23 protein-coding genes and 1 tRNA gene are annotated in these 24,204 nt (G+C 65.8%); 15 read left to right on the top strand and 9 right to left on the bottom strand.

Translation table 11 applies throughout. The annotated features are described in order from the left end of the window. Positions 1–68: 68 nt before the first annotated feature. Positions 69–494: an organic hydroperoxide resistance protein gene (locus JQ566_RS14220; protein WP_018645071.1), complete on the bottom strand. Its 426-nt coding sequence runs from the start codon at positions 492–494 to the stop codon at positions 69–71. A gap of 155 nt (positions 495–649) precedes the next feature. On the opposite strand from JQ566_RS14220, the gene JQ566_RS14215 reads away from it, so the two are divergent. Beyond that, positions 650–1,108, top strand: coding sequence for a MarR family winged helix-turn-helix transcriptional regulator (locus JQ566_RS14215; protein ID WP_212372845.1), 459 nt, complete (start codon positions 650–652; stop codon positions 1,106–1,108). 13 nt (positions 1,109–1,121) lie between these two features. On the opposite strand, the gene JQ566_RS14210 is transcribed toward JQ566_RS14215, so the two are convergent. From JQ566_RS14210 to JQ566_RS14200, 3 genes are all read right to left on the bottom strand, one after another. Beyond that, positions 1,122–1,358, bottom strand: coding sequence for a GIY-YIG nuclease family protein (locus tag JQ566_RS14210; protein WP_212372844.1), 237 nt, complete (start codon positions 1,356–1,358; stop codon positions 1,122–1,124). A gap of 166 nt (positions 1,359–1,524) precedes the next feature. Beyond that, positions 1,525–1,600: transfer RNA gene (locus JQ566_RS14205), tRNA-Ala, on the bottom strand. A 97-nt stretch (positions 1,601–1,697) separates the two neighbouring features. Beyond that, complete coding sequence (locus tag JQ566_RS14200; protein WP_212372843.1) at positions 1,698–2,105, bottom strand: TIGR02300 family protein; 408 nt, start codon at positions 2,103–2,105, stop codon at positions 1,698–1,700. Between the two features lie 158 nt (positions 2,106–2,263). Here JQ566_RS14200 and aroA point away from each other — a divergent pair, with 158 nt between their 5' ends. The 14 genes from aroA (at position 2,264) to JQ566_RS14130 (ending at position 15,578) form a co-directional block, all read left to right on the top strand. After that, a complete protein-coding gene (aroA, locus tag JQ566_RS14195) occupies positions 2,264–3,601 on the top strand; it encodes a 3-phosphoshikimate 1-carboxyvinyltransferase (RefSeq protein WP_212372842.1) in 1,338 nt (445 codons plus the stop codon). Positions 3,602–3,611: 10 nt separating this feature from the next. After that, positions 3,612–4,205: a hypothetical protein gene (locus JQ566_RS14190; RefSeq protein ID WP_212372841.1), complete on the top strand. Its 594-nt coding sequence runs from the start codon at positions 3,612–3,614 to the stop codon at positions 4,203–4,205. Next, positions 4,183–4,590 carry a hypothetical protein gene (locus JQ566_RS14185; protein ID WP_212372840.1) on the top strand — a complete coding sequence of 136 codons (408 nt, stop codon included), beginning with the start codon at positions 4,183–4,185 and terminating at the stop codon, positions 4,588–4,590. Before JQ566_RS14190 ends, JQ566_RS14185 begins: the two co-directional genes overlap by 23 nt. Before the next feature lie 5 nt (positions 4,591–4,595). After that, positions 4,596–5,234: a (d)CMP kinase gene (cmk, locus tag JQ566_RS14180; protein ID WP_212372839.1), complete on the top strand. Its 639-nt coding sequence runs from the start codon at positions 4,596–4,598 to the stop codon at positions 5,232–5,234. Positions 5,235–5,504: 270 nt separating this feature from the next. Next, on the top strand, positions 5,505–7,211 hold the full coding sequence (gene rpsA, locus JQ566_RS14175; RefSeq protein ID WP_212372838.1) for a 30S ribosomal protein S1: 1,707 nt from the start codon (positions 5,505–5,507) through the stop codon (positions 7,209–7,211). Between the two features lie 380 nt (positions 7,212–7,591). Next, positions 7,592–8,572: a signal peptide peptidase SppA gene (gene sppA / locus JQ566_RS14170; protein WP_212372837.1), complete on the top strand. Its 981-nt coding sequence runs from the start codon at positions 7,592–7,594 to the stop codon at positions 8,570–8,572. Positions 8,573–8,744: 172 nt separating this feature from the next. Next, complete coding sequence (locus JQ566_RS14165) at positions 8,745–9,050, top strand: integration host factor subunit beta (RefSeq protein WP_007598410.1); 306 nt, start codon at positions 8,745–8,747, stop codon at positions 9,048–9,050. Between the two features lie 77 nt (positions 9,051–9,127). After that, positions 9,128–9,520 (top strand): lipopolysaccharide assembly protein LapA domain-containing protein, encoded by a 393-nt coding sequence (locus JQ566_RS14160; RefSeq protein WP_212372836.1) that lies wholly within the window; start codon positions 9,128–9,130, stop codon positions 9,518–9,520. Positions 9,521–9,583: 63 nt separating this feature from the next. Next, positions 9,584–10,255, top strand: a complete 672-nt coding sequence (locus JQ566_RS14155; RefSeq protein WP_212372835.1) for a phosphoribosylanthranilate isomerase — start codon at positions 9,584–9,586, stop codon at positions 10,253–10,255. Then, positions 10,252–11,469 carry a tryptophan synthase subunit beta gene (trpB, locus tag JQ566_RS14150; RefSeq protein ID WP_212372834.1) on the top strand — a complete coding sequence of 406 codons (1,218 nt, stop codon included), beginning with the start codon at positions 10,252–10,254 and terminating at the stop codon, positions 11,467–11,469. The genes JQ566_RS14155 and trpB overlap by 4 nt, the downstream gene beginning before the upstream one ends. After that, positions 11,466–12,302 (top strand): tryptophan synthase subunit alpha, encoded by an 837-nt coding sequence (gene trpA, locus JQ566_RS14145; protein ID WP_212372833.1) that lies wholly within the window; start codon positions 11,466–11,468, stop codon positions 12,300–12,302. Before trpB ends, trpA begins: the two co-directional genes overlap by 4 nt. A 110-nt stretch (positions 12,303–12,412) precedes the next feature. Further along, on the top strand, positions 12,413–13,354 hold the full coding sequence (gene accD / locus JQ566_RS14140; RefSeq protein WP_212372832.1) for an acetyl-CoA carboxylase, carboxyltransferase subunit beta: 942 nt from the start codon (positions 12,413–12,415) through the stop codon (positions 13,352–13,354). Beyond that, positions 13,351–14,694 (top strand): bifunctional folylpolyglutamate synthase/dihydrofolate synthase, encoded by a 1,344-nt coding sequence (locus JQ566_RS14135; protein WP_212372831.1) that lies wholly within the window; start codon positions 13,351–13,353, stop codon positions 14,692–14,694. Before accD ends, JQ566_RS14135 begins: the two co-directional genes overlap by 4 nt. Positions 14,695–14,837: 143 nt before the next feature. Next, the gene (locus JQ566_RS14130; protein ID WP_212372830.1) at positions 14,838–15,578 is read left to right on the top strand and encodes a metallophosphoesterase family protein; all 741 of its coding nucleotides are present in this window, start codon (positions 14,838–14,840) and stop codon (positions 15,576–15,578) included. 181 nt (positions 15,579–15,759) lie between these two features. Here the strand turns inward: JQ566_RS14130 and trxA are convergent, their stop codons facing one another. From trxA to JQ566_RS14105, 5 genes are all read right to left on the bottom strand, one after another. Further along, complete coding sequence (gene trxA, locus JQ566_RS14125) at positions 15,760–16,080, bottom strand: thioredoxin (protein WP_008540017.1); 321 nt, start codon at positions 16,078–16,080, stop codon at positions 15,760–15,762. Positions 16,081–16,150: 70 nt separating this feature from the next. Beyond that, the gene (gene addA, locus JQ566_RS14120) at positions 16,151–19,660 is read right to left on the bottom strand and encodes a double-strand break repair helicase AddA (protein WP_212372829.1); all 3,510 of its coding nucleotides are present in this window, start codon (positions 19,658–19,660) and stop codon (positions 16,151–16,153) included. Further along, complete coding sequence (gene addB, locus JQ566_RS14115; RefSeq protein ID WP_212372828.1) at positions 19,654–22,800, bottom strand: double-strand break repair protein AddB; 3,147 nt, start codon at positions 22,798–22,800, stop codon at positions 19,654–19,656. The genes addA and addB overlap by 7 nt, the downstream gene beginning before the upstream one ends. Positions 22,801–23,013: 213 nt before the next feature. Continuing rightward, entirely contained in the window at positions 23,014–23,736 is a 723-nt protein-coding gene (locus JQ566_RS14110) for a nucleotidyltransferase family protein (RefSeq protein ID WP_212372827.1), read from the bottom strand. A 119-nt stretch (positions 23,737–23,855) separates the two neighbouring features. Further along, positions 23,856–24,173, bottom strand: a complete 318-nt coding sequence (locus JQ566_RS14105) for a PilZ domain-containing protein (protein ID WP_100235234.1) — start codon at positions 24,171–24,173, stop codon at positions 23,856–23,858. Between the last annotated feature and the right edge of the window lie 31 nt (positions 24,174–24,204).

Raw genomic sequence — 24,204 nt, 5'->3', positions numbered from 1 at the left:
GAGGTGGGAAATCAAGCGGAAGCGGCCGGCCCGAGGGGGATCCCGGGCCAGCCAATCCGCCGTTTCGATCAGACGACCGTCAGGCGAACGTCGACATTGCCGCGCGTGGCATTGGAGTACGGGCACACCTGGTGCGCCTTCGCGACCAGCGCCTCGGCCTCCGCGCGGGCAAGGCCCGGCAGCGAGACGGCGAGGTCGATGTCGAGGCCGAAGCCGCCTTCGGAGCGCGGGCCGATGCCGACGGTCGAGGTGACGGAGGCGTCGGCGGGCACCTTCGGGCCGCCTTGCGAGGCCACGAACTTCATCGCACCGATGAAGCAGGCGGCGTAGCCGGCCGCGAACAGCTGCTCGGGATTGTTGCCGGCGCCGCCCCCGCCGCCGAGCTCCTTCGGCGTGGTGAGCTTGACGTCGAGCGCGCCGTCGAGCGTCGCGGCATGGCCGTCGCGGCCGCCGGTGGCCTTTGCGCTGGTCTTGTAGAGGACGTTCACGGACATTTTCGTCTCCTCGGGTCTTTCCGGGTTGGGGTGCGATCTTTATTGCAGACAATTAGATTGTACGCAATCGAAATATGCATGCCTCACATTTAATTGTTCGCAATTGAATGTTTCCCCGGTCGGCCCCAGAATGGGAAAAACCCGTGAGGTTCTCTATGGCCCGGAAATCATCGGCGGTGGACCCGCTTCGCCTCGACAACCAGATCTGCTTCGCGGTCTATTCCGCCACACATGCCTTCAACCGCGTCTACAAGCCGCTGCTCGATCGGCTCGGCCTGACCTATCCGCAATATCTGGTGATGCTGGTGCTGTGGGAGCACGACGACGTGCCGGTCAAGGAGATCGGCGAGAAGCTGTTCCTGGATTCGGGCACGCTGACGCCGCTGCTCAAGCGGCTCGAGGCCGCCCATCTCGTCAAGCGCACCCGCTCGAGCGAGGACGAGCGTCAGGTGCTGATCGCGCTGACGCCGCAGGGCCATGCGCTGAAGGAGAAAGCGCGCAGCGTGCCGCAGTCGATCCTGGCGGCATCGGACTGCTCAGTATCGGAGCTGGTCGCGATGAAGGACGAGATCGTGGCGCTACGCGATCGGCTGAATGCGGTGATTGGGGAGTAGGGGGATCACGCGATCAAAAGTGCCTCTTCGCGAAAGCGCGCCCTGAGCCCGATTTCAGGTATCGCTCGAACGCGACAGCACGCGTGGCATCATCGAACGCGAAATAGGTCCGAATTCGCCAAGGCCCATATTTCGACGTGTGCGGCACCTCGCCGGCATTATGCTTCGCCAAGCGGCCCCGCAGATCGTCGGTGATGCCGACGTAGAAGTGTTCGGAATCGAGACTTTCGAGGATATAGACGTATTTCATTCTGCTTCCTCCCAGAGGGCAGGATAGCAGGTTGGAGCCAGTCCGGGGCTTGTAGGTGGATCTTGGATAGAGTCCGCCGTCGCCCTTCGGGCTATGGCGGGACAGCCTTCGCTCACTTCGCTACGAGAGAGCAGGGCTGGCTTGCCCAGCCGAAGCTCGCGAAGGCTGGTGGAGCCAGGCGGGATCGAACCGCCGACCTCTTGCATGCCATGCAAGCGCTCTCCCAGCTGAGCTATGGCCCCTTAGTCTTCCAGTTGGGAGGATCCTGGGGGATCCGTCCCGGCCGGCGAGCCTAGGCGACTCGCGCGGTGCACCCTTTTTCACAGATCAGGGCTGATCTCAAGTCTCTTCATCACCTCCGACATCACCAATGATGTCTGTCACGTCCTCATCGCCCTCTTCCTCGTCGGCAATGAAGGTCGAATCATCGTCATCATCGTCGTCGAGGGTCTCATCGACCTCGATATCGTCCTCGGATTCGGGGACGACGGCCTTGACCTTGCCGGTGTTCTCCTCGGCATCGGCCTCCTCGAGCGACACCTCTTCGACCTCTGCCGGCTCCGGCGCGGTATCCGCTGTCGCGGCGTGCCGGGCTTCGGCGCCGCGGGGGACGCGAGCGGGCGCCACCGGGGCGATCGGCACCACTTCGCCGGTGTAGGGCGAGATCACCGGATTCTTGTTGAGGTCGTAGAACTTCTTGCCCGTGGTCGGGCAAATACGTTTGGTTCCGAGTTCGGACTTGGCCACGGCAGGAATCCTGGGAATGTCTGAAAAGCGGTGTTTCACTTGGCTAGTTGGCGGCCCGCTGTCAATAGCGCATTACGGGAGAACGACATGCCCGTGACGGGGGCCAGACCATGTGGTACCTGCGCGCCAGCCCACAGGGCCTATTCAAGGACACAATCTTGACCCATTCCGACCAACCGAGGCCGCTCCAGTCTCGCGCCAGCGGTCCCCTGACCGGGAAAGTACGGGTGCCCGGGGACAAGTCGATCTCCCACCGCGCGCTCATCCTGGGCGCGCTTGCCGTCGGCGAGACCGGGATTTCGGGCCTGCTCGAGGGCGAGGACGTCCTCAACACCGCCAAATCCATGCAGGCACTCGGCGCCAGGGTCGAGCGGACCGGCGATTTCGCCTGGAAAGTGAACGGCGTCGGCGTTGGGGGCTTCGCCCAGCCCAAGGCGCCGCTCGATTTCGGCAATTCCGGCACCGGCTGCCGGCTGGTCATGGGCGCCGTCGCCGGTTGCCCGATCTCGGCGGTGTTCGACGGCGACGCCTCGCTGCGCAGCCGTCCCATGCGCCGGATCCTCGATCCGCTCGAAAAGATGGGCGCGAAGGTCATCTCCGGCGGCGAGGGCGGGCGTCTGCCGCTGACGCTCCAGGGTGCACGCGATCCGCTGCCGATCGCCTACAAGACCCCGGTCGCGTCGGCCCAGATCAAATCGGCCGTGTTGCTGGCGGGCCTGGCTGCCCCGGGCGTCACCACTGTCATCGAGACCGAGGCCAGCCGCGACCATACCGAGCTGATGCTGAAGCATTTTGGTGCGGATATCACCTCGGTGCAGGAAGGTCAGCACGGCCGCCGCATCACGCTGGTGGGCCAGCCCGAGCTGCATGGCGCCAATGTCGTGGTGCCCGCCGATCCCTCGTCGGCGGCCTTCCCAATCGTCGCGGCGCTGATCGTCGAGGGCTCCGATGTCGTGCTGTCTGACGTCATGACCAATCCGCTGCGCACGGGCCTTTTCACGACGCTGCGCGAAATGGGCGCTTTCATCGAGGAGAGCGAAGTGCGGGGCGATGCCGGCGAGCCGATGGCGCGCTTGCGCGTGCGCGCCTCAAAGCTGCGCGGCGTCGAGGTGCCGCCGGAGCGCGCGCCCTCGATGATCGACGAATATCTGGTGCTGGCGGTGGCGGCATCCTTCGCCGAAGGCACGACCATCATGCACGGCCTGCAGGAGCTGCGCGTCAAGGAATCCGATCGCCTGGAGGCCACCGCCGCCATGCTCCGCGTCAACGGCGTCGAGGTCGGGGTCTCCGGCGACGATCTGATCGTCGAGGGCCGCGGCCATGTCCCCGGCGGCGGCACCGTCGCCACCCACATGGACCATCGCATCGCGATGTCCGCGCTGGTGATGGGCTGTGCCTCCGACCAGCCCGTGACCGTCGACGACACCGGCTTCATCGCCACCAGTTTTCCGGACTTCATTCCGATGATGCGCTCGCTAGGAGCCGAGTTTTCATGAGGCCGCGGCTATGAGCGTAGCCTTCGATCGTGACGCCTTGCTGGACGCTTTCGATTCGATCGGCCGTGCTGCGGCCGACGCCGGAACAAAGCTTCAGATCGCGGTCTATGGCGGCTCGGCCCTCAATTTCCGCTTCGCGACCGAAGATGTCGACGTCTCGAAGCTCGAGCGTCCGCTGCCGGATTGGCTGGAAAGAACAACGGCAGATATTGCCGCAAGGAATGGATGGGGTGCCGACTGGTTCAACGACCACGTCGTATTTCATCTCAGCCCACTCGCCGACCGCGCCGCGGATCATCTGGAATTTGGGACCTTCCCGCGCGATGGCACGCCGCCGGGGCTTGAGGTTTGGGTGCCGTCCGCTGAATATCTTCTGGCACTGAAATTGAAGGCGTTCCGCATTACGGATCCCGTTCGAGGGGAGACGGAACGGCTGGATATTTTGAACTTGATGAAAGTAGTTGGAATCTCGACCGCAGAGGAAGCCATCGCTCTGCTTGGCCGGTATTTTCCCGTCAGCGCGGCATCCTCGGAGAAGCAACGCTTCTTGCTGAAGAACATGGATCTCGGGGGAGGAGCGGATGCGCCCGAATACCCTCGCTGAAGCCGTCGATCGCATTCGGGCCGGCGCGCCGCGGGACGCGGTCCTGGCCGAATTCGTGGACACGTTCGATCTGGCAGGGACCGCCCGCGCTCAATACGAGACGATCGAGGACGAGCCGGCGCTGACGCAGGACGATCGGCTCGACGCTCTGGTCGGTGCGATCGCCGAGTATCTGGCCAAGCAACGTCGTCTTGGTCGGGTGCCGGCGTGGGTCTGCGATCCTGCGCGGCGCCTTGCCGAGCCATGGTTCACGACGTCATCGCCGTCCGACGCGATGCGCGAATATCTCACTTTTGCGAGCCCCGCGGAGTTCGCGTCTCGCAACATTTTTACGGAAGAGCGGCCATTGCGACGAGCGCGCGGGCCACAGACAGCCAAGGTTTGAGTAACATGATCATCGCCATCGACGGGCCCGCGGCTTCGGGCAAGGGGACGCTCGGCAAGCGTCTCGCCCACCATTACGGCTATCGTCATCTCGATACCGGCGTGATCTATCGCGCGGTGGCCTACGAGTTGATGCAGTCCGGCCATGATCTCAGGGACGAGGCGGCCGCGGTGCAGGCCGCCTTGGAGCTCGATCCCGAAAAGTTCGGCAATCCCGCGCTGAAGACCCAGGAGGCCGGCGAGGGCGCCTCGATCGTTTCGGCCATCCCCAGGGTTCGCGAGGTCCTGGTCAATTTCCAGCGGCAATTCGCCGCCGACCCGCCCGGAGCCGTGCTGGACGGTCGGGACATTGGAACCGTGATCTGTCCCCATGCCGACGTGAAGATCTTCGTCGTCGCCGACCCCAAGGTTCGTGCCCGCCGCCGGACCATGGAGGCTAGGGCAAGGGGCGAGGAGGCCGATGAGGCCGCCGTGCTCGCCGACATCATCCGGCGCGACGAACGCGACAAGAACCGGCCGATTGCGCCTTTGAAACCGGCCCCGGATGCTTACTTGCTAGATAACTCCCAACTCGATATAGAAGGCGGCGTCCGGGCCGCCATCGACATTATCGAGGCCGTCCGAGCGGGCCGGTTGCGGGGTTAAGCCGCAGCCGTCATTGGAGGAAGCGCCCGCTCCCGCCTCTTTGATGTCGATATCTTCGGCCCCCTCGTTTCGGGGCCGACGCGATCCAGGCTCCGGACATAACATTTCCACGTATCGAACGCGCGGGCCTCAGCCGGCCCGCTTCCGCTGTTCCGCTGCAAAGCCGGAGCAGCGAGCGGTCGCTCGAAGGTCTTGCGGACCTTCCGACACTGCGTGTGCGATGCGCCCATGAACCCAACGGCCGGCAAGACATCCGCAACTGGAGAACAAATGGCTTCGATTTCTGCTGATACCTATAGCCCCTCGCGCGACGATTTCGCCGCGATGCTCGACGAGTCCTTCGCAGGTGGCAACCTGCAGGAAAGCTCCGTCGTCAAGGGCAAGGTGGTTGCAATTGAAAAGGACATGGCCGTCATCGACGTCGGCCTGAAGACCGAGGGCCGCGTCGCCCTGCGCGAATTTTCCGGCCCCGGCCGTGAGAGCGACCTCAAGGTCGGCGACGAGGTGGAAGTGTTCCTCGATCGCATCGAAAACGCCCTCGGTGAAGCCGTGCTGTCGCGCGACAAGGCGCGCCGCGAAGAGAGCTGGGGCAAGCTCGAGAAGGCGTTCCAGAACAACGAGAAGGTCAACGGCGTCATCTTCAACCAGGTCAAGGGCGGCTTCACCGTCGACCTCGACGGTGCCGTGGCCTTCCTGCCGCGCTCGCAGGTCGACATCCGTCCGATCCGCGACGTTGCGCCGCTGATGAACAACTCGCAGCCGTTCCAGATCCTCAAGATGGACCGCCGCCGCGGCAACATCGTGGTGTCCCGCCGCACGGTTCTCGAAGAGACCCGCGCCGAGCAGCGCCAGGAGCTGGTGCAGAACCTCGAAGAGGGTCAGGTCATCGACGGCGTGGTCAAGAACATCACCGATTACGGTGCGTTCGTTGACCTCGGCGGCATCGACGGCCTCTTGCACGTCACCGACATCGCGTGGCGCCGCGTCAACCATCCGACCGAGGTGCTCTCGATCGGCCAGACCGTGAAGGTCAAGATCATCAAGATCAACCACGAGACGCACCGCATCTCGCTGGGCATGAAGCAGCTGCTGGACGATCCGTGGCAGGGCATCGAAGCCAAGTACCCGCTGGGTGCCCGCTTCACCGGCCGCGTCACCAACATCACCGACTACGGTGCGTTCGTCGAGCTCGAGCCGGGCATCGAAGGCCTGATCCACGTCTCCGAGATGTCGTGGACCAAGAAGAACATGCACCCCGGCAAGATCGTCTCGACTTCGCAGGAAGTCGACGTGCAGGTGCTGGAAGTCGATTCCGTCAAGCGCCGCATCTCGCTCGGCCTCAAGCAGACCATGCGCAACCCCTGGGAGGTCTTCGTCGAAGGTCACCCGACCGGTTCGGTGGTCGAGGGCGAGGTCAAGAACAAGACCGAGTTCGGTCTGTTCCTGGGTCTCGAGGGCGACGTCGACGGCATGGTCCATCTCTCCGATCTCGACTGGAAGCTTCCGGGCGAGCAGGTGATCGACAACTACAAGAAGGGCGACATGGTGAAGGCCGTGGTGCTCGATGTGGACGTCGAGAAGGAGCGCATCTCTCTCGGCATCAAGCAGCTCGAAGGCGACCCCTTCGCCGAGCCGGGCGATGTCAAGAAGGGCGCGGTCGTGACCTGCGAAGTGCTCGAAGTGAAGGAGAGCGGTATCGAGGTGAAGATCGCCGGTACCGACTTCACCACCTTCATCAAGCGCTCGGAGCTCGCCCGTGACCGCAACGACCAGCGCGCCGAACGCTTCGCCGTCGGCGAGAAGGTCGATGCCCGCGTGATCCAGTTCGACAAGAAGGCCCGCAAGGTCCAGGTGTCGATCAAGGCGCTCGAAGTCGCCGAAGAGAAGGAGGCCATCGCGCAGTATGGCTCCTCCGATTCGGGTGCGACGCTCGGCGACATCCTCGGCACCGCGCTGAAGAACCGCGACAACAAGTAAGCGAAACGCGCGTTTCGCTGCATCGAAGCCCCGGCGCGAGCCGGGGCTTTTTTGTTGTTGCCTCCACGAACTCCGCTGTCGTCCCGGACAAGCGCGCTCAAAGCGCGCGTAGATCCGGGACCCATACTCCCAGGGAGCGATTTGGTGCGGGCTGGTAACTCCAAGTCTTCGCCAAACTCAATCCTGTGGGTATGGATCCCGGATCAGCGCTCCGCTTTGCTGCGCTTGTCCGGGATGACGAGGAGTGTGGCAGCGTCCGGGCCTCCACCCTGCCCAGGCCTTGTTTTCTTCAAATTGCGCCGCAATTGATGTATCCAGATAAGCCGATGGTCACGCTGTGACGGCACAACGCGCCCAGCCTTTCATTTGGAGATATTCCGATGTCGCTCGATTCGGACATCATCGTCGATCGCCGCAGGATCCGCCGCAAGCTGACGTTCTGGCGTGTGATGGCCGCGCTGATCGCGATCGCGGCGATTGCGAGCTTTGCGCTGATTGCGACGCCCGGAGCGCGCGGCACCTTCGTAGCCGCCGGCTCGATCGCGCGCGTTCATATCGATGGACTGATCCGCAGCGATTCCGATCGCACGCAGGCGCTGGAGCGGCTTGAGAATTCGCAGGCCGCCGCCGTCATCGTTCATATCAACTCGCCGGGCGGCACCACCGCCGGCTCCGAGCAGCTCTACGATTCGCTCGTCCGGCTCAAGGCGAAGAAGCCGCTCGTCGTCGTGGTCGAGGGGCTCGCTGCCTCCGGGGGCTACATCACGGCGATTGCGAGCGATCACATCATCGCCCAGCAGAGCTCGCTGGTCGGATCGATCGGCGTGCTGTTCCAGTACCCCAACGTCTCCGAGCTGCTGAAGACCATCGGCGTCAAGGTCGAGGAGGTGAAGTCCTCGCCGCTGAAGGCCGCGCCCAACGGTTTTGAGCCGACCAGTCCCGAGGCGCGCGCCGCGCTCGATGCGCTGGTGAAGGATTCCTATGCCTGGTTCAAGGGAATGGTGAAGGAGCGGCGTGGCATGGATGACACGCAGCTCGAAAAAGTCGCCGATGGCCGCGTCTTCACCGGCCGCCAGGCGATCGATCTCAAGCTGGTCGACCAGATCGGTGATGAGAAGACGGCCGTGACCTGGCTGGTCGAGCACAAGAGCGTCAAGAAGGGGCTTCCCGTGCGCGATTACAAGCTCCAGCCGCGCTTCGGCGACCTGCCGTTCCTCAAGGCCGCCGCCGCCGTGACGCTGGAAGCGCTGGGTTTGGGCTCGATTGCGCATCAGATCGGGCAAACCGGCGTCGCGCAGGCTGTCGATCGGCTCGGAATGGATGGAATGCTGGCGTTGTGGCAGCCGGCCGCGTCAAACTGACCGGAGACAGGCGAGTTCCGAAAGCTTTTCCCGTCTTGCGCGTGCCGGCTCAGCCTGCTTTTTTGGCATTTGTCACGTATTTTCACGACGCTCAACCTTGATTTAGCGTCTTGACAGATCACGGTATTTTCACGGAAATGGTCATCCGCACGCTTCCGGGTCCTATCTCTCGATGATCAAATCCGAACTTGTTCAGCGTATCGCCGAGCACAACCCGCATCTGTACCAGCGGGATGTCGAGAACATTGTGAATGCGATTCTCGAAGAGATCGTAGCGGCGCTTGCACGCGGCGACCGCGTCGAGCTGCGCGGCTTCGGTGCCTTCTCGGTCAAGCATCGCCCTGCGCGCGCAGGGCGCAATCCACGCACCGGCGCCCATGTGCCCGTCGACCAGAAGAGCGTTCCGTTCTTCAAGACCGGCAAGGAAATGCGCGAGCGGCTGAACCGCGACCATCCGGATCCCGGCGCGCCCGATTAAAGTAGCCGCTGTCGTCCGGGCTTAACCGAACGGCCGCATGATGCGGCAGCAAGCTTGATTCAAGACGAGCGATCGCGATGCGAAAGTTCCTGACCGCGCTGATCGTGATTCCGCTGGGCCTGATCCTGGTGGCGTTTGCCGTCGCCAACCGGCATTTCGTCACGGTATCCTTCGACCCCTTCATTTCCGACGACCCGTCACTGTCGATGACGTTGCCGCTGTTCCTGCTGCTGATCCTGGTGGCGGCGCTCGGGGTTTTCGCAGGCGGCTCTGCCGTCTGGTTCGGCCAGCGGCGCTGGCGGCGCGCAGCGCGCCGGAACGATGCGGAGGCCCGGGCCGCCAGGGCCGAACTGGCCGATCTGCGGGCCCAGGCGACCGCAGCGAAACCCGGGTCCCAGCGCCTTCCCGTTCCCTCCGGGGTCGGCCTGTACGGGCCCGTCGGGCGAGACAAGCAGCGCGCGACGTTGTAGAAGCGGCCCGACCGAAAAACCCTGCTTTCCGGCCGGCTTGCGGCCTCCATTTGCTTTGAGACCATGTCCCTGCTCGTCAAGATCTGCGGCCTGTCCACGCCCGAGACGCTCGAAACGGCGCTCGAGGCGGGTGCCGACATGGTGGGGTTCGTGTTCTTTCCGCCGTCGCCGCGGCATCTCTCCCTGGAGCTCGGCCGTGACCTCGGCCGTCAGGTGAAGCGGCGCGCGCTCAAAGTGGCGCTCACGGTCGATGCCGACGACGCCACGCTCGACAACATCATGGACGCACTGTCGCCGGACATTTTCCAGCTCCACGGCAAGGAGAGCGTGGCGCGGCTGCGCGACATCAAGCAACGCTTCGGCCGCCCCGTGATGAAGGCCGTGCCGGTCGCGACAGCGGCCGATCTTGCCGTGCTGCCCGGCTACGCCGCGGTCGCCGACCGCATCCTGTTCGATGCGCGCGCGCCCAAGGATGCGACGCGGCCCGGCGGCTTGGGCGAGCCGTTCGACTGGCACCTGCTGGAAAATCTCGATCTGAAGCCGCCCTACATGGTCTCGGGCGGGCTGCACGCCGATAACCTGGCCGAAGCCCTTCGCGTCACCCGTGCCGGCGGCGTCGATGTGTCCTCGGGTGTCGAGAGCGCCCCCGGTGTCAAGGACCCCGAGATGATCAAGGCCTTCATCCGCGCCGCGCGCGCTAGCCAAGATACAAGCCAAGAGTTGAGCGTTCGATGAACATCGCCAAACCAAACTCCTATCGCAGCGGCCCCGACGAGCGCGGTCATTTCGGCATTTTCGGCGGCCGCTTCGTGGCCGAAACCCTGATGCCGCTGATCCTCGATCTGGAGAAGGCCTACACCGCGGCCAAGGCCGACCCGGCCTTCCAGGCCGAGATGAACGGCTATCTCAAGAACTATGTCGGCCGCCCTTCGCCGCTCTATTTCGCCGAGCGCCTCACCGAGCATCTCGGCGGCGCAAAAATCTACCTCAAGCGCGAAGAGCTCAACCACACCGGCTCGCACAAGGTGAACAACGTGCTCGGCCAGATCATGCTGGCGCGGCGCATTAGCAAGAAGCGCATCATCGCCGAGACCGGCGCGGGCCAGCACGGCGTCGCCACTGCGACGCTATGTGCGCGCTTTGGCCTGGAATGCGTGGTCTATATGGGCGCCGTCGATGTCGAGCGGCAGCAGCCCAACGTCATCCGCATGGAGATGCTGGGCGCCAAGGTGGTGCCGGTGCAGTCGGGCACGCGCACGCTCAAGGACGCCATGAACGAGGCGCTGCGCGACTGGGTCACCAACGTGCACAACACCTTCTATTGCATCGGCACGGTGGCCGGCCCGCATCCCTATCCGACCTTGGTCCGCGACTTCCAGTCGGTCATCGGCAACGAGACCAGGGCGCAGATGCAGGAGATCGAAGGCCGCCTGCCGGACTCGCTGGTCGCCTGCATCGGCGGCGGCTCCAACGCGATGGGCCTGTTCCATCCATTCCTCGACGATCCCTCGGTCGAGATCTTCGGCGTCGAAGCTGCCGGCCATGGCCTCACCCAGCTGCATGCCGCCTCGATCGCAGGCGGCCGCCCCGGCGTGCTGCATGGCAACCGCACTTATCTCCTGATGGACGCCGACGGCCAGATCCAGGACGCGCATTCGATCTCGGCCGGCCTCGATTATCCCGGCATCGGCCCCGAGCATTCCTGGCTGCACGAGGTTGGCCGCGTGAACTATCTCTCCGCGACCGATGACGAGGCGCTCGCCGCGTTCCAGCTGCTGTCCAAGCTCGAAGGCATCATCCCCGCGCTCGAGCCCGCCCACGCCATCGCCAAGGTGATGGAGCTCGCGCCGAAGCGGCCGAGAGATCACCTGATGGTCGTCAACCTCTCCGGCCGCGGCGACAAGGACGTCCCGCAGGTCGGCGACATCCTGAGGGGCAAGAGCAAGTGACCACGCGTATCGATACCCGTTTTGCCGAGCTTGCGAAGCAGGGCCGCTCGGCTTTCGTCACCTTCCTGATGGCAGGCGACCCCGATCCCGCCACCTCGCTCGAGATCATCAAGGCGCTGCCGAAGTCCGGTGCCGACGTGATCGAGATCGGCATGCCCTTCACCGATCCGATGGCCGACGGGCCGTCGATCCAGGCCGCCGGGCTTCGTGCGCTGAAGGCCGGCATGACGCTGAAGAAGACGCTCGAGCTCGTGCGCGGCTTCCGCAAGGACGACAACGCGACGCCGATCGTGCTGATGGGGTATTACAATCCGATCTATATCTACGGCGTCGACAAGTTTCTCGCCGACGCAAAGAGCGCCGGCGTCGACGGCCTCATCATCGTCGACCTGCCGCCGGAGGAAGACGACGAGCTCTGCCTGCCCGCGATGAAGGCCGGCCTCAACTTCATCCGCCTGGCGACGCCGACCACCGACGACAAGCGCCTGCCGGCCGTGCTCGCCAACACCTCGGGCTTCGTCTACTACGTCTCCATCACCGGCATCACCGGTGCGGCGGCCGCAGACTCCACGGCCGTCAGCGAGGCGGTTGCCCGCATCAAGCGGCACACAAAACTGCCGGTCTGCGTCGGCTTCGGCATCCGCACGCCGGAGACGGCCCGCGCCATCGCGTCCCACGCCAACGGCGCGGTGGTCGGGACCGCGTTGGTGGATGCGCTCAAGAACAGCCTCGACGCCGAGGGGCGCGCGACCGCCAAGACCGTCAACGCCGTCGCGGAATTGACGGCGGCCCTGGCCCAGGGCGTCAAGGGCGCACAGCAGGCGGCGGAATAGGCCATAATTCCGCTCTTGGGACGGGTGACACGGCGGCTTGCCGGGCAGATGTCCGGCCGCCATATATCCTTTCAGGCGATTCCCAGCGGGATCGCACATCGGAGCAAACCATGAACTGGCTTACCAATGTGGTCCGGCCGAAGATCCGCAACATGCTGCGGCGGGAGACGCCGGAGAATCTGTGGATCAAGTGCCCGGATTCCGGGCAACTCGTGTTCTACAAGGACGTCGAGGCCAACCAGTTCGTCATTCCCGGCTCGAACTACCACATGCGCATGGGCGCGGTGGCGCGCTTGAAGTCGATCTTCGACAACGAGACCTGGTTCGACGTAGCGCTGCCCGAGGTCACGCCCGACCCGCTCAAGTTCCGTGATGAGAAGAAATACGTCGACCGCATCAAGGACGCGCGGGCGCGGACCAATCTGAACGACGCGGTCAAGGTCGGCTACGGCAAGCTCGAAGGCTCCGCCGTCGTCGTCGCCGTGCAGGATTTCGACTTCATGGGCGGCTCGCTCGGCATGGCCGCGGGCGAAGCCATCGTGCGCGGGATGGAGCTCGCGGTCGAGAAGAAGTCGCCGTTCATCGTGTTCGCGGCTAGCGGCGGCGCGCGCATGCAGGAGGGTATCCTGTCGCTGATGCAGATGCCGCGCACCACCGTGGCGGTGCAGATGCTGCGCGAAGCAAAACTGCCCTATATCGTCGTGCTGACCAACCCGACCACCGGCGGCGTCACCGCGTCCTATGCGATGCTCGGCGACGTCCAGATCGCCGAGCCGGGCGCGCTGATCGGCTTCGCCGGCGCACGCGTGATCGAGCAGACCATCCGCGAAAAACTGCCCGAGGGCTTCCAGCGCGCCGAGTACCTCAAGGAGCACGGCATGGTCGACATGGTCGTGCACCGGCATGAGCTGCGTCCGACGCTGGCGCGGCTCTGCCGCCTGCTGACCAAGGCGCCGGCGCAGGAAGGCGCTTCGAAGCCGGCGCAGCCGGTGACGAGCCCGGCGCAGATCGTATCGGCCGCCGAGACGGCGCCGGCCGCGCCGCACGCGTGAACGCGTCTCCTGACACTGCAAAAACACCGCTCGGCGAATTGATCGGGCGGCTGTCGGCCCTGCATCAGAAGCGCATCGATCTCGGGCTGGAGCGGATGCACCGTCTGCTCGAGCGGCTCGGCCACCCCGAACGCAAGCTGCCGCCGGTGATCCACATCGCCGGCACCAACGGCAAGGGCTCGACGGTCGCCTATCTGCGCGCGACGCTGGAGGCTGCCGGCCAGCGCGTGCACACCTACACCTCGCCCTATCTCGTCCGCATCAACGAATGTTTTCGCCTTGGCCGCGTCGGTGGCGGCGTGCTCGTCGGTGACGACGAATTGCGCGCCGCGCTGGAGGAGGTCGAGCGCGTCAATGCCGGCGAGCCCGCGACCGTATTCGAGCTGAAGACAGCGGCAGCCTTCCATCTGTTCGCGCAGAACCCCGCCGACGTCGTGCTGCTCGAAGTCGGCCTCGGCGGCCGGCTCGATTCGACCAATGTGGTCGACACGCCGGCGGCCTGCGTGATCTCGCCTGTCAGCATGGATCACATGGATTTTCTCGGATCGACGCTGGCGTCGATTGCCGGCGAGAAGGCCGCGATCGTCAAACGCGGCGTGCCCGTGATTTGCGCCGAGCAAATGCCGGAGGCGATGGCCGTGATCGAGGCGCAGGCGAAGCGCATGCGTGCGCCGCTGTTTGCCGCAAACGAGAGCTGGCACGTCAATGTCGAGCGCGGGCGTCTGGTCTATTCCGACGATCGCGGCTTGATGGATCTGCCGGCGCCGCGTCTGTTCGGCCGCCACCAATTCGCCAATGCCGGGCTCGCGATCGCGACGTTGCGCGCGATTCCGACCATCAAGATCCCTCACGCCGCGTTCGAGGCGGGCATCGTCGGCGCCGAATGGCCGGCGCGGATGCAGCGCCTCACCTCGGGTGAGCTGCTGTCCTGGGGTCCGCAGGGCTCGGAGATTTGGCTCGACGGCGGCCACAACGCCGAGGGCGGGCGCGTTGCGGCGGCCGCGCTCGGCGATCTCGAAGAGCGCGTGTCGCGGCCGCTGGTGGTCATCGCCGGCATGATGGCCAACAAGGACGCGCAGGGCTTTCTCGCCAATTTCGCCGGCCTCACCCGTCACATCATCGCAGTGCCGATTCCCGATACCGAGAACGCGATGCCGGTCGACCGTCTCGCCGATGCCGCGCGCAGCCTCGGCATGCGCGTCGAGCCGGCGCCCGGCATCGAGGCCGCCCTGCGCGCGTTGGCGAAGCTCGCTTATGAGGTGCCGCCACGTATTCTGATCACCGGCTCGCTGTATCTCGCCGGCCACGTGCTGGCGATCAACGGCACGCCGCCTGCATAGGTGGTTTCGTGTCCCGGACGCGGCGCGTCATGCCATGACGCGACGCCGAGCCGGGACCCAGAATGCCGCGGCATGGGCCCCGGCTCTGCAGCGCACCACTGAAGAAGTGATGCGCTGCGTCCGGGGCAAGAGAGAGACCGCCAATGCGTTTTGCCGCGATCGCCGACATCCACGGAAATGACCTCGCGCTGGAAGCCGTCCTCGCCGACATCCGCGCCCACGGCATCGCCGACATCGTCAATCTCGGCGACATGCTGAGCGGCCCGCTCGATGCCCGCCGCACCATCGAGATCCTGATGACGCTCGACGCCGTGCACGTGCTCGGCAATCACGACCGCTATCTGCTCGACCGTCCGCCGGAGAAGATGGGTTCGTGGGATCGTCCGGCTCATGCGCAGCTCAACGCCGCGCAACTCGACTGGCTGCGCGCGCAGCCGATGACGCGTGTTTTCCGCGACCAGGTTTTCCTCTGTCACGCCACGCCCGAGAATGACGAGGTCTATTGGCTCGACACCGTGCACCCTGATGGCACCGTTGCGCTGTCGCCGCTCGATCGCATCGAGGAGCTCGCGCAAGGAGTCACGCAATCGCTGATCCTTTGCGCCCACACCCATCTCGCCCGTGCCGTGCGCCTGCGCGACGGCCGGCTGATCGTCAATCCCGGCAGCGTCGGCAGCCCCGGCTATCGCGACAAGCATCCGTTCCCACATGTCGTCGAAGCCGGCACGCCGCACGCGCGCTATGCGATCCTCGAACGCGTCGATGGTGCCTGGCAGGTGACGTTCCGGCACGTCGCATACGATCACGAGACGATGGCCGCGCTGGCACGGCGCAATGGTCAACCGGAGCTGGCGAACGCACTCGCGACGGGATGGATTGCGTAGTCATGCCTCGTGTCCCGGACGCGGCGCGGCATGAAATGACGCGACGCAGAGCCGGGGCACGAGCGCGGCTCACTTCAACAGCTTCATCGGATCGGCCAAGGGCGGGACGGAACATGTCCCATCAACGCAAAACGGCCGGCTTTCGCCGGCCATTGTCGAAAATTATCCCGCGCAGGGCAGATCAGACCGCGGAGGTGATCCACTGCTGGAGCTTCGCCTTCGGCGCGGCGCCGACCTGGCGCGAGGCCATCTCGCCGCCCTTGAAGATCATCAGGGTCGGGATCGACATCACGCCGTACTTGGACGCGGTCTTCGGGCTCTCGTCGACGTTGAGCTTGACGATCTTGACCTTGTCGCCCATCGCACCGGCGATTTCGTCGAGGGCGGGCGCGATCATGCGGCAGGGGCCGCACCACTCGGCCCAGAAATCGACGACCACGGGGCCGTTCGCCTTGAGCACTTCGGCTTCGAAATCGGCGTCGGAAACCTTGCTAACGGCCATTGGGAGTACCTCACTCGGTTGAAAGAGAATCGGCGCGACTGGGAATCGCGCCCGGGATCATGCGGTCAACCTATGAACGGCTCCTTGCCGGGTCAAGGACGCTCACACCGAGATGAAGGGATGCCAGCGCCGCGTCCAGCGCGGGGGCCGAAATCTCCATATATTCAAGGGCCTCGGTCCAGAGCAGCACGGCCCGGATGGGCTTTTGGGGATAAAGCCGCGCCAGCACCGCGCGGTACAGCGCAAGCTGGCGAACGTAGGCGGCGGGTGCCTCGGCCGCGCTCTTGGGAGCTGCCTGGTTGGTCTTGAAATCGACGATCAGGACCTCCTCGGGGCCAACGACCAGCCGGTCGATCTGCCCCGACACCAGCGCCGGGGTGCGGCCCGGGCGCTCCAGCCGGCCGACGATCGAAGCCTCGGCCCGGCTGCCGGCGGCAAACACCGGGGCGAAACGCGGTTCAGCGATCAAGGCGAGCACCTTGTCGGCCAGTGCGGTGCGGTCGGCCTCCGCCCAGTCCGAGGCGTTGCGCGCCATGAAGCCGAGCGCGGCCTCGCGCCGGCGCTCCATGGCGATGTCGGGCAGGGATTGCAGCAACCGGTGCACCAGCGTGCCGCGTTGCAGCGCGAGGGCGCGGGACTGGATTGATTCGCCCGATCGTACGCTGCGGCCCTCCTCGGCAGACTGGCCGGAGGGACGCACGGGATCCTCGTCAATGGTCTCGCGCGGCGCCGGTGTCCGCAGCCAGTCCGGCAACGCGATGGTCTGGTGCACTGCCGTCGCGGGCGCGCCCAGCGCCGCGACATCCTCCGGCCGGGCGAACCGGGTCACCTTGCCGAGCGGCGTCTCGATCGCCTGCTTGTCCAGGCCCGAGCCGGCGAGCCCGGTGTCGACGAGGTCGTACCAGCTCAGCTTGCGCACCGTCTTCATGTTGCCGGGCATGCAGCCGCCGACGATCAGCCGGTCTGCCGCGCGCGTCATCGCGACATAGAGCAGGCGGCGATACTCGTCCTCGGTCTCCTCGATCATCGCCTTGCGCGCCTCGGCAACGGGCTTGGGATCGTCCGCCTTGCGCCCGGCCCAGACCACGATCTCGCCGCCATTGCCGCGCGGCACCTGGATCAGCCGCAGCCGCTGCGAGTCCGCAGGCGACGACGTCGTGTCGACCATGAACACGACCGAGGCCTCGAGGCCCTTGGCGCCGTGCACGGTCATCACGCGAACCTCGTCGCGCGAGATCTCCATGTCGCGCTTCACCTCGGTGTCGGCCGAGCGCAGCCAGGCCATGAAACCTTGCAGCGAGGCCGGCGCCTTGCGCTCGTAATTCAGCGCCAGCTCCAGGAATTCGTCGAGCGCATCGTTGGCCTCGTGGCCGAGCCGGCGCAGGATGCGGGCACGGCCGCCGTCGCCCCCTAACAGCCAGGCGTAGAACGCGAACGGCGTCTCCTCGCGCGCACGACTCTCGCAGGCCTCGAGCCGGCGCAATGCGGTCGCGAATTTCTCGCTTGTGGCCGCATGCTCGCCGAGCGCGCGGCGCAGCGATCCCTTGCGGTCCCAGGCGAGCCGGAACAGGTCGTCGTCATCGAGCCCGAACAGCGGGCTCTTCAGCGCCACCGCGAGCGCGAGATCGTCCTGGGGCAGCAACAGCGCGTCGGCAAGGTTCATCAGATCGATGATGCCGATGTGCTCGGTGAGCTTGAGGCGGTCGGCGCCGGCGACCGGGATGTTGGCGTGCTTCAGCGCCTGGATCACGGCGTCGAAGGCGTTGCCGCGCCGCCGCACCAGGATCAGCATGTCGCCATAGCGCAACGGGCGGCGCTCGCCCTCGTGCCCCGTCAGCGTGCCGCTCTCGACCAGCCGCTTGATCTCGGCCTGGATGCGGCGCGCGAGTTTTACTTCGGGACTGGTGACGGCAACGCCGTCGAACGGAGCGCGCCATCCCTCGATGTCCTGCCGATCGTCGGCCTCGGCGAGATCCCACAGCTCGATCACGCTCGGCCCGGCATCGGCAAGCGCATTGTGCAGGGGATGACCGATCTCGACCGAGTGGATGCTCTTGTAGATCTCCGGCTCGCGGAAGACGTGGTCGACCGAATGCAGGATCGTCGCGCCCGAGCGGAACGAATAGGTGAAGGCGACCGGATCGAATTTCAGCCCGGCCGCGGTGAACTTGCGGTGCAGCTCGCGCCGGCGCGCGTCGAATTCGTGGGGGGCCGCGCCCTGGAACGAGAAGATCGACTGCTTCTCGTCGCCGACGGCGAAGATGGTGCGGTTGAGCCCTTCGCGCGCGCCTGCGCCGGCCGTGAACTCGGAGATGATGTGCGCGACGATGTCCCATTGCCGTGGACTGGTATCCTGCGCCTCGTCGATCAGGACGTGATCGACGCCGCGGTCGAGCTTGTAATGCACCCAGCCCGAGGAGACGCGGTCGAGCATCGCCAGCGTCTTGTCGATGAGGTCGTCATAGTCGAGCAGCCCGCGCTCCTGCTTCTCGCGGCGGTAATTCGCGGCAGCCGCGGTCGCGATGTGCAGCAGGGCCGCGGTGCGGTCGCGCATGGTCACTGCGCGGCGCTTCTCGATCAATCCGCTGAGGCGCTGCGCTTCGGCTTCGAACAGGCGGGCGACGGACGGGCTGTGGTCGCAAAACTTCTTGGTCAGGACCGCCTTGCGCGGCAGCTTGTCGTCGGTGAGGAAGACGCAGAGATAGGCATCGACCTGCGCGCTGCCTGAAAACACCTTGGCCTCGCGCAGGCGACTCGCCTGGTCGTTGTCGGATTTGCTGCCGTCTTCCAGCGCGAATGCGATGTCGTCCCAGCGCGATCGCGGCAGGAACGGGCCATCCAGAATTTCCGTCTCGACATCCTCGATGCGATCGCTCGCGTCGACGCCCAGCACCGCCGCCATCTGCGCGGCAGCGGCCTCCGCGTTGCCGGCCTCGTCGGTCCAGGCCATGAAGTGATCGCGGCTCAGGCACGCCTCGCGCACGACCTCCTTGAAGGTGACATCGGCGGCGCTTGCCATCGCGGTCAGCAGCGCGCGGCCGGTGACGCTCTCCGGATGGCGCGCGGCCTCCAGCAGCACCTTCAGATTGGCACGCTCCATCATGTCGGTCTGGTCGCGCTCGTCGATCACGGCAAAGCGCGCCGGAACGTTGGCCTCGAACGGAAATTGCTGGAGCAGGCGCGTGCACAGCGCGTGGATGGTCTGCACCTTCAGCCCGCCCGGCGTCTCCAGCGCGCAGGCGAATAGCTTTCTCGCGTCGCGGCGCAGTTTTCGATCCGGATGCGGGATGCCGACGGCGCGGATCGCTGCGTCGAGCCCGGCATCGTCCAGCGTCACCCAATGGCCGAGCGTGGTGAACACGCGCTCCGCCATGTTGGCGGCGGCGGCCTTGGTGAAGGTGATGCAGAGGATCTTTTCCGGCGGCACGCCCGACAGCAGCAGACGGATCACCCGCTGCACCAGCACATGGGTCTTGCCCGAGCCGGCATTGGCCGAGACGAAGGCCGATGCGGTCGGATCGGACGCGCGCGCCTGCCGCGCGCGCACTTCATCCGGGATCGGGCGCGGCAACTTCACCATTCCTCAATCCCCAATCCGCCGGCCGCCGACCATTCCTTGATCCGGGCGAGATCGTCATAGGCGCCGTAGCGGTTGGTCCACATCGGCAGGTTCAGCGAGGTGTAGGCCTGGTTCTCGTCCTCGAAGGCACGGATCAGCGCTTCCAGCTTGGCGCGTGCCTCGGCCGCCGCGATATCCGGAGGTTGCGGTTCATCACCTTGCTTGAACTTGAGCTCGAGGACGCGCTCCTCGCCCGGCGGATTGTTGCCGCTGAGACGGACATAGACGAGCTGGCTCACGGAGGCGCCGGCGTCGATATCGGGAAAACCGCCTTCGCGCAGAATCGCGGCTTCCAGCGTGAGCTGCGGCGACAGGCCCATGCGGACCTGCTTGCCGGTCGGCGGCTGCCCGGTCTTGTAATCGAGAATGGCGTAGCTGCCGCCTTGGCGGCGCTCGATGCGGTCGGCGCGCGCGGAGAGGCGGAAGCTGCGCTGATGATCGAGCATGATCGAGATCTCGCCATGGGTCTCAGCATTGATCGCTTCGATCGCATCGCGCCGCGCCGTCTCCCATTCGCCGAACCAGCGCGCGATGCGCTGGAAGCGCGGCCACCACAGCGCCCTCGCCTCGGGCCGTTCCATCAGCGGCGCAAAATGCTTCTCGCCGATCGCGCGCAGCACGCGCGCAGGATCGTCGGGCAGACGCATCGCATAGCTTTCCGTGAATTCGCCGATCGCTTCGTGGATCGCGGAGCCGCGGTCTGCGGCCGACAGCGGCATGTCGACGGGATCGAGCGCATCGAGCCGCAGGATGTACCTGGCATAGATCGTGTAGGGATCGCGCAGCCAGTCCTCGATCGCGGTGACGGACATCTTCAACGGCCGCGTCGCGCGTGGCGGCCGCGGCTCCGGCTGCTTGATGGGCCTGACCTCGTCGGGCTGGTCCAGTGCGCCGGCGAACTGCACATATTTCTCACCGGCGCGAATGGCTGCCTTCCAGAGCTCGTCGCCTGCCACCGCCTCCAACCGATGCAGAAAGCGCGAGGCCACGGCCGGCGCTCCGCCGGCCTTGGCGGAGTGGGTGAGGATCACTTCATCCCCGCCGAGCAGCTGCGCGAAGTCATGGGCGGAGAGGCCGATACGGCGCTCCGGCAGATCGAGACCGAGCTCGTGCCGCATCGGCCGGCTGAGCCAGGGATCGATGCGCGGTGCCGGCGGCCAGACGCCTTCGATCAGGCCGCCGACGATGATGCGGTCGGCCTGCATCAGGCGCGATTCCAGCGGGCCGTATATTTGCAGGCGCGCGCCCGGCCTGTCGCGTCGCCGCACCGCGCGATCGCCGAACGCGGTCTGGAAGACGTCGGGGTAATCCGGCAGCGGCACCATCAATCCGCTGGTCGTGCCGCCGCGCAGGAGATCGTCAAAGGCGCTGGCGAGCGAAAGACCATCGCGCTCCTCGAAGGCGAGCGGGATGCCCTGCTCGTCGCGCGACAGCTCCATCATGATCTCGCGATGACGGTGCGCGAGCTCGGCGAAGTCATACGGCTTCGACGGCGGCAGGCTCTCGATCGGCGCCAATGCCTTTTGCAGGGCATCGACCAGAGCTTGGATGCGATCGAGATCCTCGGCCTTGAGACGCGCGCGCGGCTCGGCCTTGTGGAGCGCGGAGACCTCGCTGCGCCACAGCTTTGCCAGCTCCTCGCGAAAGCGGTTGAATTCGCGCAGGAGGCCCGCGGTGCCCGCAGGCGGGCGTGTGCCCCGCAGCACCGCCAGCTCGAGGCCCTCGATTGCCATCTTCCACGCGCCGGGCGCGCGGCCGAGCCGGCATAACGGATGCTTCAGCATCGCCAGCAATGTCGGCGGCTCCAGGCCCTTGGTCGCCGCCTCTGCCGCGAGACGCGCAAAAGTGCCGGCGGACGTCTCCATCAAGACGTCGCCGCCGGAATCGTCGAAGGCGAGATCCCATCGGGTCAGCGCCGCCATCACCCGCCGCGCCAGCGCGCGGTCGGGCGTCACCAGCGCCGCAGATTTGTCGAGATGCCGCGCCTCGCGCATCGCAATGGCGATCGCGAGCGCTTCCATTTCCGGGTTGGGGGCCTCGACGACCGCGAGACGTTTCATGCCGCCGGAGATTTTCGCGGCGACCTCAGGCTGCTTCAGCCGGTCGTGCCAGACTTCCGTCTTGGCGGACGGCCGCATCGACTCCGACGCGAGCAGGTCGCGGCCGCCTTCCGCCGGCGGCTGGAGAATCTCGACATCGCTGCGCTTGATGCCGAAGCGTTGCAACAGCGCGTGCATGGCATATTGCGGATGGTTCGAGGCCGGATGCTCGGCGAATTTGCCGAGCGAATCGCGCACGCCGCCGATGGTGCGCCAGGCGTCGTCGTCGAGATCGGTGTCGAGGCCCGGCAGCACCACGGCGCCATGCGGCAGCGAGGCGACCGCGCGCAGGAATTTCGCCGTGGCCGGCATCGACCCGGTCGAACCCGCTGCGATCACCGGCCCGTTCGGATGCGCGGTCAGCCGCTTTGCTTCCGCTTCGATCAGCTGGTCGCGTCGCGCCGCAGGCTCGATCCGGTTGATCTCGGCGAGATGAGCGGGCCAGGCGATGCGTGCGATGCGCAAAAATTCGAGCGAGTGCTGCCAGTAGCGATCGAGGTTATCAGGCACCAGGCCGTCGAGCGCGCTCCAGTCGACGCCGCGCGTCACCATGTCGTCGATCAGGCGGGCGAGATCGCCGGCAAGAGCAAGCGTCGAGGCGGGGCCGCCGACCACCAGCGGTGCCAGCACCGGGCCCTTGGCCCAGGCCGCGACGAGCTGTGCCAGCGTCAGCCGCCGTTCGAGCTCGCCCAGCCGTGGCGGAATGTCGAGCGGCGTTGCGCCGGAAAACTGCTCGCTCTCGCCCGCGAAAGCGAGCTCGTCCTCGTCGATGTCGCCGAGCGCGACGATGCGCGGCAGCACGACGGCGTCCGCCTTCATCTCGTCGAGGAAGATCTCGCGCACGACGCGCATCGCGCGCCTGGTCGGCAAATAGAGCGTGGCATCGGCCAGCCGCGCCGGTTCCTTGCGCGCCTCGAATCCCTCGACCAGCCGGCCGTCGAGCAGCGCCGTGACGACCGTGCGCAGAAACGGAACCGAGATGGGAACGTTGAAAACGCGCATGAGCTGCCTGATTCGAGGGATCAGGCAATATAGGGAAGCGGACTCGAATGGTCATGAGGTGGGGAGGAATCGTCCCCGCTGTTCGCGAGGCTGGCACAGGTGCCGTAGGGTGGGCAAAGCGAAGCGTGCCCACGCATTTTTGCGATCGAGAGAGATGGTGGGCACGGCGCAAGGGCGCCTTTGCCCACCCTACGGCACCGTCTTCAGAGCGCCCTACGCCACGCTCTCCAGGAACGCTTCTTCCGCCGCATGCACCGCATCGGGCGTGCCGACATGCATCCAGACGCCGTCGAGGCGCAGGCCGAACAGCCGCTCCTGCTCGTTGGCGCGGTCGAACATCCTGGTCAGCGAGAATTCGCCCTTGGGCGCGTCCGCAAAGATCGCCGGCGATATGATTGCCGCACCGGCATAGACGAACGGAACGACCTCTTTTTCCTTGCGCTTGCGCAGGGCGCCGTCAGGCAGCATGCCGTAATCGCCGCGGCCGCCATAGCCGATGCTGGTTGCGGTCGGCGCCATCAGCAGCAGGATGTCCATCCGTGCGGGATCGAAGTTTTCGGCAAGGCGCGTCAGATTGGAGCGTACGCCGTCGATCCACAGCGTGTCGGAATTGACGTGGAAGAACGGCGCGTCGCCGAGCAGCGGCAGCGCCTTGACCACGCCGCCACCGGTGCCGAGCACCTGATCGCGCTCGTCGGAGATGGTCACGCGCGGAAGCTGACGCGATGCGGTGTGGTCGATGATCTGGTCCGGCAGGTAATGCACGTTGACCACTGCTTCGGTCACGCCCGCCTGACCGAGCTTGTCGAGCACGTGGTCGAGCAGCGGCTGGCCCGCCACCGGCACCATTGGCTTCGGCATCTTGTCCGTCAGCGGACGCATGCGCAGGCCAAACCCTGCGGCGAGCACCATGGCTTTGGTCGGTTTGACGGACATCCTTTGCTTTCTCAGACCTTTCGCGTTCGCAGCAAATCCTAGCACGGGACTTGATCAGCCGCACCGCGCCTCAACCGCCTTAACCACCCGCCGTGACGGTTGTACGACGGGTGTTGCCGTCACGCCCCAACGGCTGTGGAACGCGCCTTTTTCCTCTTGTCGCCGACCTTGAGGAAATTGACGCCGATCTGGTCGCCATTGACCCAGGCCAGCTCGCAGCGCCGGTACGCAAGTCCCGTGGACGACAGCAGGAGAAAGAATTCCTTCAAGTGCAGGCCTTCGACCGAGCCGTCGATGGTCAGCTTGGCGCCGCTCTCGGAGACGTCCTCCATGGTGCAGTCGCGCCGCCAGGTGCCGTCGATTCCCATCATCTGGGCCGGAATCCCGCGTTCGAAAACAACCCGGCTGTTGCCGCGCTGGTCCGTCTTCACCGCCATCTGCACCGCTCCAGCCCCGTATTTATCCGGC

Source organism: Bradyrhizobium sp. SZCCT0231 (genome assembly GCF_018130245.1).
GTDB lineage: Bacteria > Pseudomonadota > Alphaproteobacteria > Rhizobiales > Xanthobacteraceae > Bradyrhizobium > Bradyrhizobium japonicum_F.
This window is presented reverse-complemented; position numbering and strand designations above follow the sequence as displayed.

Bases quoted from the DNA above. Each gene is read 5' to 3' on its own strand.
- JQ566_RS14220 (WP_018645071.1), bottom strand. From the start codon at position 494: ATGTCCGTGAACGTCCTCTACAAGACCAGCGCAAAGGCCACCGGCGGC.
- JQ566_RS14215 (WP_212372845.1), top strand. From the start codon at position 650: ATGGCCCGGAAATCATCGGCGGTGGACCCGCTTCGCCTCGACAACCAG.
- JQ566_RS14210 (WP_212372844.1), bottom strand. From the start codon at position 1,358: ATGAAATACGTCTATATCCTCGAAAGTCTCGATTCCGAACACTTCTAC.
- JQ566_RS14190 (WP_212372841.1), top strand. From the start codon at position 3,612: ATGAGCGTAGCCTTCGATCGTGACGCCTTGCTGGACGCTTTCGATTCG.
- JQ566_RS14185 (WP_212372840.1), top strand. From the start codon at position 4,183: ATGCGCCCGAATACCCTCGCTGAAGCCGTCGATCGCATTCGGGCCGGC.
- cmk (WP_212372839.1), top strand. From the start codon at position 4,596: ATGATCATCGCCATCGACGGGCCCGCGGCTTCGGGCAAGGGGACGCTC.
- rpsA (WP_212372838.1), top strand. From the start codon at position 5,505: ATGGCTTCGATTTCTGCTGATACCTATAGCCCCTCGCGCGACGATTTC.
- sppA (WP_212372837.1), top strand. From the start codon at position 7,592: ATGTCGCTCGATTCGGACATCATCGTCGATCGCCGCAGGATCCGCCGC.
- JQ566_RS14165 (WP_007598410.1), top strand. From the start codon at position 8,745: ATGATCAAATCCGAACTTGTTCAGCGTATCGCCGAGCACAACCCGCAT.
- JQ566_RS14160 (WP_212372836.1), top strand. From the start codon at position 9,128: ATGCGAAAGTTCCTGACCGCGCTGATCGTGATTCCGCTGGGCCTGATC.
- JQ566_RS14155 (WP_212372835.1), top strand. From the start codon at position 9,584: ATGTCCCTGCTCGTCAAGATCTGCGGCCTGTCCACGCCCGAGACGCTC.
- trpB (WP_212372834.1), top strand. From the start codon at position 10,252: ATGAACATCGCCAAACCAAACTCCTATCGCAGCGGCCCCGACGAGCGC.
- accD (WP_212372832.1), top strand. From the start codon at position 12,413: ATGAACTGGCTTACCAATGTGGTCCGGCCGAAGATCCGCAACATGCTG.
- JQ566_RS14130 (WP_212372830.1), top strand. From the start codon at position 14,838: ATGCGTTTTGCCGCGATCGCCGACATCCACGGAAATGACCTCGCGCTG.
- trxA (WP_008540017.1), bottom strand. From the start codon at position 16,080: ATGGCCGTTAGCAAGGTTTCCGACGCCGATTTCGAAGCCGAAGTGCTC.
- addA (WP_212372829.1), bottom strand. From the start codon at position 19,660: ATGGTGAAGTTGCCGCGCCCGATCCCGGATGAAGTGCGCGCGCGGCAG.
- addB (WP_212372828.1), bottom strand. From the start codon at position 22,800: ATGCGCGTTTTCAACGTTCCCATCTCGGTTCCGTTTCTGCGCACGGTC.
- JQ566_RS14110 (WP_212372827.1), bottom strand. From the start codon at position 23,736: ATGTCCGTCAAACCGACCAAAGCCATGGTGCTCGCCGCAGGGTTTGGC.
- JQ566_RS14105 (WP_100235234.1), bottom strand. From the start codon at position 24,173: ATGGCGGTGAAGACGGACCAGCGCGGCAACAGCCGGGTTGTTTTCGAA.